We start from the raw sequence: 6469 nt of genomic DNA on the forward strand, positions 1-6469 counted from the left end.
CTTGAAAATCGGTGGCACCACCGGCGCCAAAAGAAACCACCACGGATATTGGGCGGTCAGGGTAGTCGTCGGCAGCCACTGCCCCTGCCGTCAGGGACAATAGGCCAGCAAAGGCTGCGGCAAAAAATGATTTCATGGTTCTCCTCCTTGGTTGATTTGGTAGTTTCGTTTTGAGATCGATGTGTTTGCCGGCTCTACAACAGCCATCCGCTCGGCGTTTGGACACGCAGCAAGAGAGCGAACAGTCCATAGAGCACAAGCACAAAACAGAGAGACACTACGCCCCGGAACAGCCAGCGGCGCCACGACCAATCACCCGACGGATCGTAGTAAGAAGCCAGCAGAAAAAAACTCACGAGTGCGGTCGTGTAAAACCCGACGGAACTGGCAGCCCAAAACACAGCGACCAAAATGACGATGATACCCGGAATGACGTTGGCGAGCATGTGCCACGTAAACCCAGGAATGGGCGGCGCCGTACCTGCGAGAGAGCTCAGAAAGGTCAGAGCCGCAAAGAGAACCAGCGCCGATGAGATCAACCTGGGAAATAAGAACGCACCTGAGGGTTCGGCGGTAAAACTGATCCAGCAAATGGCGCCAGCAATCACAAGCATCACAGCAGCGGGAACAATCTGTTGGAAGCGCTCAGAATTGCTCATTGGGCTTGCTCCTGTGCGGTATCAGATTTTCGCGTCAAGACTTCCATCCAGACGCTGTAAAGAACCGATGCGACGACGGCCGCGATAAGAACAATGTTCAGCGTACCACCGAAGAAGTATGCGAACTGCCCGTCATTTGCCCCGGCGATCATGCTGCCTTGGATGTAGTTCGCTTCCGCAATGGGTCCGAGTATCAGCCCAAGCACCAATGGCGCTGCGGAGAACCCAAACCGCTGGAGGGCAAACATCATCATTCCAAGTGCCGCCATCACATAGACGTCTCCCATCGACTGCTGGACCGAGTAAGCACCAAAAATGGACAACGCGAGTACGCCTGGGGCCATCAGTGACGGTGGGATGCGAGCAACCTGAGCGGCAAGGCCAGCAACGTAGAGACCAAATGCCACCATCAGAATCTGACCGATCAACATTGAGTTGATGAAAGTCCAAGCGACTTCGGGGTGATTGTCAAACAAGTCAGATCCCGGAAAAATACCGTGGATCAACAGACCACCCAGGAGAACCGCCGCCGTTGGGCTGCCCGGTATGGAGAGTGTAAGCAGGGGAACCAAGGAAGGACCCACCATCGCATTGTTTGCCGATTCCGCCGCAATCAGGCCTTCAGGATGACCTGTTCCGAACTTGGCCTTTTCAGGTGAGAACTTCCGGGATTGGTCGTAGGCGACCAAACCGGCTATTTGCCCACCAACACCCGGAATAAGACCAATGACCGCCCCGACCGCTGTTCCAATGGACAGTGCTCGCTTCGAGCGGAGTAATTCTCCAAAAGACTTCGAAAGTGGGTGGCGTTCGACATGAATGGCCTCAACAGCGGCGGCCTCTCTGCCTTTAGACAACATATCTATGACCTGAGGAATCGCGAACAACCCAATTAGTGCCGCAATCACGTTGATCCCTCCAGTGAGCGAATCGTGAAAAATGAACCGCTCTGCGCCTTGAAAGTCATCAAACCCGATGGTGGACAACCAAAGCCCAATGCTGCCTGACAGTAACCCTTTCGCGACCGAGCCACTTTCCAATGTGCCAATCACCGTGACCCCCAAGATCGCCAACCAAAACAGATGGGAAGGACCAAATGCCAACGCCCATTGCGCCAAAACCGGGGTCAGGAAGATCAAAAGAAATACGCCTAGAACCCCACCAACACCTGAAGCGAGGAAGGAGAGTTGGAGTGCGCGGGCACCTTGACCTTTCTTGGCCATTGCGTGGCCATCCAAGGATGTCGCAATGTTCGCCGGCGCACCGGGAATCTTTAAAAGGATGGCGCTCACCGCACCTCCGGCAACGGTCGAAGTATATGCTGCGCCCAGAAGAATAAGACCGTGCGCAGGCTCCAGATGAAACGTGAAAGGAATCAAAAGAGCGACTGCCATGGTCGGCGACAACCCGGGTGTCGCACCCAAAATGAGCCCGCCAATGGTACCACCAATCAGTAGCATCATGGCCATTGGGGTAAAGACCCCTCCAAAATAGAGCAAGAACTCCACCCGGCTCCTCCCTTCTTGTTGCATCAATGATCGACTTGACTTCTTCAGGTTATCGAATGAAAATGTTCTTGCAAATGTTTTCATAAAAAGTGGTTTCCGGTTATGTTTCATACACCTAAGAAGAAGAAGGCAGACATAACAGAAGTCGCCCGCAGGGCTGGGGTATCCCCATCAACCGTGTCACGATTCTTCAATCACCCGGATTTGGTACGCTCAGACACCCGCAAACGGATCGAAAAAGCCAGCGAACAGCTAGGCTATGTTCGCAATCGATATGCAAACACTCTTCGAGGCCTGCGCACAGGGTCTATTGGGTTGATTGTCCCGACGGTTGACAATGCCATTTTCGCGGAGATGATCCAGGCGTTTGCTGACGAACTCAATATGCGCGAATTGACCTTGCTTATGGGTGTTCATAGCTACGATATGCGCCTGGAGCGTAAGCTTATTCACACGCTCCTCGAGCATCGTGTCGATGGCATTGCACTCGTTGGACTTGACCGACAGGCGGCATCAAACGCGCTCCTAGAATCGCATGACGTCTCAAAGGTCGCGTTGTGGAACTTCGACGAAAACTCACGAATTAGCTGCGTAGGTCCACAGAATATTGAGGCGGGGCGTTTGGTTGCGCGTCACATTGTTGATCTCGGACACTCTGAAATTGCAACCCTGTTTCCGGAGTTTGGAGGGAACGACCGAGCCATGGACCGATACACTGGAGTGCAGTCAGTTTTGTCCGAATTCGGAATCGCCGTACCACCTGAGAAAAACATCACCGTTCCCTACAACCTCAGCGATACTAAGATTGCCGCGATGGAGTTGCTCCGCGACCAAGGCCGCCCGAGCGCCATCATTTGTGGCAACGACGTTATTGCCAAGGGCGTCATTTACGCGGCTCACGCGCTGTCATTGAATGTACCTGAGGATCTTTCTGTGATCGGCATTGGCGATTTTGCAGGGTCTGCTGAAATGGAGCCTGGAATTACCAGCGTGCGTATGCCAGCACGGAGCATAGGTCAATTGGGGGCCCAAACACTGATCAACGCGATTGAGTCGGGACGGACTGACGAGGTTTCTCGCACACAAGTGGAATTGAAGTTCGTTAAGCGCCGATCCACAGGCCAGTGGCTATCAGGTAAGTAAGAGAAGACTGCGCCTCGCCGTTTCGATCAATCGCCTAATGTTGAGACATCGCTATATGAAAACATTTGCAAAAAGATTTTCATAGCTTATCGTTATTTCCCTACCTCCCTGAAACGGTGCTGGGAGCGGGTTTCGTGGTCGTTTCCAGCACCACTAGGGCAACTGACAGGAAAGAAACATGTCGCTTAACAAGATATTGGTTCCCGTCCGTGAAGACGACCACTCAGAAAACAGCTTGTGGCACGCAGCAGCGATTGCGAAAGCCAACCAATCTCACATCGAGATTTTGCATTGTCGCGCCCGCCCTACTGACATGATTCCTTCTGGAGTAGTGGTTCCACTCGCGTTGCGAGAACAGATTAAGAAACACGCGACGTCAGAGGCAGATCACAGCCAAGAACAGCTCATTGCTGAGGCAAGCGCGATGCTTGACCAACTTGGTTTGACCCTGTCCGCAGATACGTCACTTGGTCCTTTGAACGCCACTTGGCATGAAGAAGAAGGCAAAATGGCAGACCTCATAGGTCCATGGGGGCGGCTTTGCGATCTTGTAGTACTGCCTCGCCCGGAACGCGAACGGAATATTGGCCTTCGAAGCCTGATGTCTGCACTCTATGAGTGCGGCAAGCCGGTTTTGATGTGCCCTCCGAAAGAATCTCGAAAGAACAGTGTTGGGGAGCGGATCGCCGTGGCGTGGAATGGTTCGCTTGAGGTGACACGCGCTATCGCAATGGCCGAAGACCTACTAGGTTCGGCAAATGACGTGATCATTCTTGACGGGGGAGCAACACAACCTGTCAATAGTGCAGACGCGTTGGTGAGCTTTCTCCACCTCAAGGGTATTGAGGCTCGGATCGAGAGAATTGATGTTGGATCAAACCCAGGTGACACTATTCTGTCGGCGACCATGGCACAAAACTGCGATATGTTAATCATGGGCGCATACAGCCACAGCCGGAAGCGAGAACTGGTTTTTGGCGGCGCTACGCAGCACATTGTTGATCACGCTGAGTTGCCAGTCGTACTAACTCATTAAGTCTGTTTGGATAAGCCTCTCTGGAACCGAGTCCGCAAGCCCATCTTTTGGAGATGTATTCTGACAATTTGACAGCAAGTGTGACTGTCATCGCGAAGCACTATTAAACCCAATGACTTAGCGCGCTGCAATCAGGCCAACGAGGTGTTAGTAATCCGTCCGAGCAAGGGAATAACTACGAATCATAATGTCTTCGCTCCGTAAAGCTGTGCCACAACTTGAGTGTCATGGGAGGTATGTAAGATGTTTCGGAAGCGGTATTCGACTGGAAATGCTTTGAAGCTTTTGCGCGAGAGTTCTGGCGATTTGACTCTGTAGAGCTAAACTATGAGCGCGAGATCGACTGGTTGGCCCTTCAACCCGTGGCGTTTGCTGGGAACGCTTAGTGAAGCAGTTTTTTGAATTCATCCATCTCAGACTTACGTCGCGCCATCGCATGGAAGTTTTCCATGGTGAATTCCACCTATTCCCCCGTCGTCCAGTCAAAAAGCGAAGGGCTCACCTGCGTCAGTGGGCCTTCATAGACATGGATCGCATGGCTTTGGCCCTCTCCATCCCCAGAGATGGCATGAACCGCATCTCACCCAAGGCGCACAACCTCGCCAGCTGAGACCAGCGTGTTACCGCCATGCAGGAGCACGCCTGACTCGCGCTTGTAAAGCACTTCCACTTCGGCGCCGCAATAAACCGCGACGTGAACAGACATGCAATGCTCATGTGGCGCAAACACGACGTCAGAGCCATAGCGGCACGTCCAGATCGAGCACGTGTCATCTTCAAAGATGCATCAGCTCATCGTCTTCGATTGTAAACAGCGGTGAGAAAGTCGGCCACGGGGCGGAGCAAAAGTCGTGCACTGCTTGGGTGGTCGGCGCCTTGGCAAACGCGCTCCCATATAGCTGGCCAAGAAACCGGAAAAAAATTGACTTCCTTGGAACGTTCCACTAACTAGCTTTGGAACGTTCCACAAGCTTAAACAGCAAAACGGGGGGGATTGTCGTGGTCACAGTCAATGTCGCGGTACTTGGTGCGTCCGGGTGGATGGGGAAAGTCCATACCATGGCCTACCAGACGTTTCCGCATTTCTTCGGGGAAGGACACGGAATGGCACGTGTTGCCGCGTTGGTGGAGGCAAATCCGCAAGCAGCTAGTGAGCTAAGTTTCAGGGCGCCCGGCACCAAAATTCTTCAATCCTGGGAGGAGGCGGTTAACGATCCCGAAATCGACCTGATCGACATCTGCCTGCCTGACAGCTTGCACTACCAGGTCGCCAAGGCAGCGCTGCTTGCCGGAAAGCACGTCTATTGCGAAAAACCGCTTGCAGATACCGCCAGCGAAGCCCGCGAGCTTGCTGATATCGCTCGCGAAAAAGGTGTCATCACCCGCGTCGGTCATGCATTTCCGCGCAACCCCGTTCACGATCTGGCTCGCGACATCATCGCGTCCGGCGACATCGGAGAGGTCAAACTCTTCAAAGGCTGCCAACACGTAGATGTTTATGGCGATCCGCTGGCCCCGTACATGTGGCGAGCGGACGGCTCACTGGCACCAACCGGCATCGTTGGCGATACCGGTTCGCACGTTTTCAGCATCATGCACTTTCTTCTGGGCCGAACCAGTGCACTAATCGCCGACAATTTCGTTGCGACTGAGCGACGTCCCGTCGTCGATGGAGTAGGATACGGTGAGGAAACCCTTCTGACGGGCACCGAAGAATGGCGAGACATCACCAATCCCGACGGCACGAACCTGCTGTGCCGGTTTGAAAACGGTGCGCGGGGAATTGTCGACTTCAGCCGTATCGCCACAGGGCGCAAATTCCGCCAGACCTATGAAGTCTACGGCACCAAGGGCAGCTTGGTCTACGACTACGATGAGGTGAACCGTCTGCGGTTCTATTCCAACGACGATCCCAATGGGCGCCGCGGCTTCCGCGAGATCGACGTCGGACCGGAGCATGCGACCTTCCGCGCCTTCCTGCCTCTGCCAAACTTTGCCTTGGGCTACAATGAAAGCAAAATCATCGAAGTCGCTGAGGTTATTCAGTCGATCACGACGAAAACGGCCACGTGGCCAACGTTCGATGACGGCCACCATATCTGTCAGATTGTCGACGCTTGTAT

6 protein-coding genes are annotated in these 6469 nt (G+C 53.6%); 3 read left to right on the forward strand and 3 right to left on the reverse strand.

Translation table 11 applies throughout. From position 1 onward, the window contains the following. Positions 1-194: 194 nt before the first annotated feature. Together ACR0AP_RS20665 and ACR0AP_RS20670 are read right to left on the reverse strand one after the other, a co-directional pair. The gene (locus tag ACR0AP_RS20665; RefSeq protein ID WP_480509146.1) at positions 195-659 is read right to left on the reverse strand and encodes a tripartite tricarboxylate transporter TctB family protein; all 465 of its coding nucleotides are present in this window, start codon (positions 657-659) and stop codon (positions 195-197) included. After that, the gene (locus tag ACR0AP_RS20670; RefSeq protein ID WP_480509156.1) at positions 656-2167 is read right to left on the reverse strand and encodes a tripartite tricarboxylate transporter permease; all 1512 of its coding nucleotides are present in this window, start codon (positions 2165-2167) and stop codon (positions 656-658) included. Before ACR0AP_RS20670 ends, ACR0AP_RS20665 begins: the two co-directional genes overlap by 4 nt. Before the next feature lie 102 nt (positions 2168-2269). Between ACR0AP_RS20670 and ACR0AP_RS20675 the strand changes: the two genes are divergently transcribed. Further along, positions 2270-3310 (forward strand): LacI family DNA-binding transcriptional regulator, encoded by a 1041-nt coding sequence (locus tag ACR0AP_RS20675; protein ID WP_480509148.1) that lies wholly within the window; start codon positions 2270-2272, stop codon positions 3308-3310. Positions 3311-3488: 178 nt separating this feature from the next. Continuing rightward, the gene (locus ACR0AP_RS20680; RefSeq protein WP_480509150.1) at positions 3489-4346 is read left to right on the forward strand and encodes a universal stress protein; all 858 of its coding nucleotides are present in this window, start codon (positions 3489-3491) and stop codon (positions 4344-4346) included. A 580-nt stretch (positions 4347-4926) separates the two neighbouring features. Here the strand turns inward: ACR0AP_RS20680 and ACR0AP_RS20685 are convergent. After that, positions 4927-5052, reverse strand: coding sequence for a hypothetical protein (locus ACR0AP_RS20685; RefSeq protein ID WP_480509152.1), 126 nt, complete (start codon positions 5050-5052; stop codon positions 4927-4929). Between the two features lie 353 nt (positions 5053-5405). Here ACR0AP_RS20685 and ACR0AP_RS20690 point away from each other — a divergent pair. Beyond that, positions 5406-6469: Gfo/Idh/MocA family protein (locus tag ACR0AP_RS20690; RefSeq protein WP_480509154.1), on the forward strand; the 1064-nt coding region annotated here is incomplete at its 3' end.

The organism is Ruegeria sp. AF7, assembly GCF_056541885.1.